We start from the raw sequence: 3350 nt of genomic DNA, 5'->3' as shown, positions 1-3350 counted from the left end.
TTTTATCTAAGTACAAATCGGTATCAATATTTACTGTTGCACCATCTTCAATAATTATTTTACCATTGGTGATATCAACATTGTTTCCAATGGTAAGTGTAGCACCCTTTTTTACAGTAAGTTCTGCACCATTTAATACTTCTATTTTCGATTTGTTAAAAAAAGTGAGTTCGACTCCTGGTTCAACAGAAAAACTTTTTGAGATACCAATAATTCCTCTATAGGTTTCATTAGAGTAGGCGTTTTTCCAAAGAAGTGTAGGGTACTTCAATGATGTATATATTCCAATTCCACCTAGATCAACAAATTTTTGTGTTTCTGGAGCTGATTCTTTTATACCATGCCAATATGAGGCTTCATACACAGAAATAACATTGTCATTATTTAAATCGGCATTGATATACAAGTCACCATCATAATTATTTATTCCTGTTGGTGATTCTCCCATGGTGGATGAATACATATGAAAATTAAATTCACCATGTTTAGCAAAATCATTTGGAACTGTTTGATAATAATCCCATTCATCAACCGATTGTCCACCGATTGTTTCATTATCTGCTGGACTTCCAGTTTCATGATGTGTTGCTGAGTTAAAGACAGTATTTATTGCTTCTAAATCATAGCTAAAGTTACCAGCAAGGCATTGTTGCATCCAAAAGACTTTCCTATTTGCAGGAATTGGATCTGTTAATGCTGCGAGTTCATAACTATATAGCTTTTCTTGTGGACCTCCTACTTCTCCATATAACCACATATGTGATGTGTTTGGTGTAGGATCGTCAGTCATTCCATGGCCAAAAGTATAAACAAACAAAAAATCATCTTCTGTTATTTCAGGAAAACCGGATGTTCCATTTGCTAAGCCATTAAATACATTCTGTACATTGTTTCTTGTAGCTCTATAATCTGTTATATAATCACCTGGATTATATTCTGTACTATGTCGAATGGAAGCTATATATCTTGGCAAGATATCATTAATATGAGCATCTTCCCCATCAGCAAAAATCACAAAAACATTTTCATCTGCATAACCCATTTCATAGACCAACATTTCCCACATAAGATAAGTATCATTCCAGAATTCAGGCAAAGGCAACCCTGCTGTTTGAGAAGTACCCCATTGACTCGACATTGGAATACTACTGCTCGAAGCCTTCTCACCAGTAATTAAAACTGCATATTTTTCTTGGCTAATGCCAAAATGGTTGATACAGAGAACCATTAATAAAATCATAATTGCTTTAAATTTAAACATATTGTTTAGTTTTGCAACATCAACCAGATTGGGGAGTATTAGAGCAGTTATTCTGTGGAAAGATTGGTGCTTTAGTTACTCCTGATTATCTGGTCAAATGTTAGGTTAATAATTCAGTATTATCTAAAAAACTCAATCTTTTGATTAGATATGGCTTGATTAGTTTGTATTCGCATTATATAAACTCCAGAATTAATCTGATTACCCTCATCTAGAGGGTTCCATCTGAGATGATGATTCCCAGCTAGATTTACACCATCATATAGGGTTTTAATTAATTCCCCATGCAGATTATAAATTTGAATATTTACTCTTTCTTCATTTTCAAGATAGAATCTAATATTAAAGTTTTGATTAGAAGGATTAGGTGATATTTCTACGTTGTTCGATGGTTTATGAATGTTGACTTGATTGATCATGTCAGTTCTGGTATACATCACATTTCTGATATAAGAACCAAAAGCAGTTACTGCTGTAAATACCATATTAATAGTTATATCTTGTTTTAAAACTTCGAATTGCGAGATTGAGTTTTCCACTGGAAAAACACTCGATTCCCAATTATTATCATTTTTATAATAATGAACCACAATCCACCTGTCCTCAACTTCTATTTTTTCTCTATGAAATACGTTAGGGTTATTTTGATAGTCGATAATAATTCTTTGGTTGTTTCTTCCATCACCTAAATAGGTAGGTATATCCCATATTCCATCTTCTCCCTGCGAGTTATAGTATGTTAGACTTAGTAGAGCGCCTGATTGTTCAATTTGTTCTCGCCAAGCTAAATGTGGTTTTTCATCTAAATCTAGATCAATATCATAACCTTGAGAGGTATAACCTTCACCAAATTCCTCAAAATCACTCCACTCATCATTTTCATAATCATAATAAAAATAGATGGGTTTATCATCATAACTATTTTCATTCTGATAATGATGAGCTCCTATACAATGCAAATTATTTTCAGAATCGACAACGGAATTCACAAAAAAATAAAAATCATTATTATCATATGGAGTAATAATATCACTCCATGTTCCGCTTTCTAAATACCTATAATAAAAAGTCCCATTATTATCCCATCTGTACCAAAAGCAATAAACTTTATCATTATGATCAATAATTAGCTTGCTGTAATAGGAGCAGAGAGTATCAGGGGTTAGCTCTATAGGCTCACTCCAGTTTACTCCATTAAACATTTGATAATAGATTTGAATTGAAGTAACACTATTACTATTATAATCGTAAGTTAGGTGTATGTTGTTTTCTGAATCACAAACAATATGAGGAGTAGAAACACGATACTCACTATTTTGAGAAATATTGATGGCATCTGACCAAGTTGAACCATTATCGTGTGAATTACTGTAAAATAATTGACTGTAATCTGTGTTATAGACTTCTTGCCAGACACAATGTAAAGTACCTTCATCATCAATACAAAACTCAGGATCTAGATATTGACCTCCAGTTTTTGTAACATAAGTAGGTTCAATCCAGTTTTGGGCATGGCTTTGGTAGCAAAATAGTACAGTAATGGATAGGATAATTAGTTTTTTCATGGTTTCAATTATTTATGCAATGGATTATCTTATAAATTCAAGCTTTTGAGTTGATATAGTATGATCAGTTTGTACTCGTATGAAATACAAACCAGAACTTAACTGTCTGCTTTCATCTAGAGGGTTCCATTTTAAATGATGATTTCCTGATAGCATTTCGCCATCATAAAGCGTCTTAATTAACTCCCCTTGCAAATTATAAATGTGAATGCCTACTCTTTCTTCATTTTCAAGATGGAAATTAATATTAAAATATTGGCTAGAAGGATTAGGTGAAATTTTAAAATCAATTAATTGTTCTGGATCGCTTGTTTGATTGATCATATCTGTTCGAGTAAACATCACATTTCTAATATAAGAACCAAAAGCAGTCACTGCTGTGAATATCATATTGATTGTCATATCTTGTTTTAAAACTTCAAATTGCGATATTGAGTTTTCCACTGGAAAAACAATCGATTCCCAATTATTATTATTCTTATAATAATGAACCACAATCCATTTGTCCTCTATTTCTATTTTTT

3 protein-coding genes are annotated in these 3350 nt (G+C 32.3%); all 3 read right to left on the bottom strand.

Going from position 1 to position 3350, the window contains the following annotated elements:
- Positions 1-1261: caspase family protein (locus HNS40_RS21865; protein ID WP_172284843.1), on the bottom strand; the 1261-nt coding region annotated here is incomplete at its 3' end.
- 119 nt (positions 1262-1380) lie between these two features.
- Positions 1381-2826: a T9SS type A sorting domain-containing protein gene (locus tag HNS40_RS21860; RefSeq protein WP_172284842.1), complete on the bottom strand. Its 1446-nt coding sequence runs from the start codon at positions 2824-2826 to the stop codon at positions 1381-1383.
- A gap of 24 nt (positions 2827-2850) precedes the next feature.
- Positions 2851-3350 (bottom strand): T9SS type A sorting domain-containing protein (locus tag HNS40_RS21855; RefSeq protein ID WP_172284841.1); only part of this gene is annotated, 500 nt, incomplete at its 5' end.

The organism is Lentimicrobium sp. S6 (genome assembly GCF_013166635.1).
Taxonomy (GTDB): Bacteria; Bacteroidota; Bacteroidia; order Bacteroidales; family UBA12170; genus UBA12170.
Note: the sequence above shows the minus strand (reverse complement) of the source record. Positions and strands in the feature narration are given on the sequence as shown.

Excerpts from the sequence above, each read along its gene's own strand:
- HNS40_RS21860 (WP_172284842.1), bottom strand. The coding sequence starts at position 2,826 with ATGAAAAAACTAATTATCCTATCCATTACTGTACTATTTTGCTACCAA.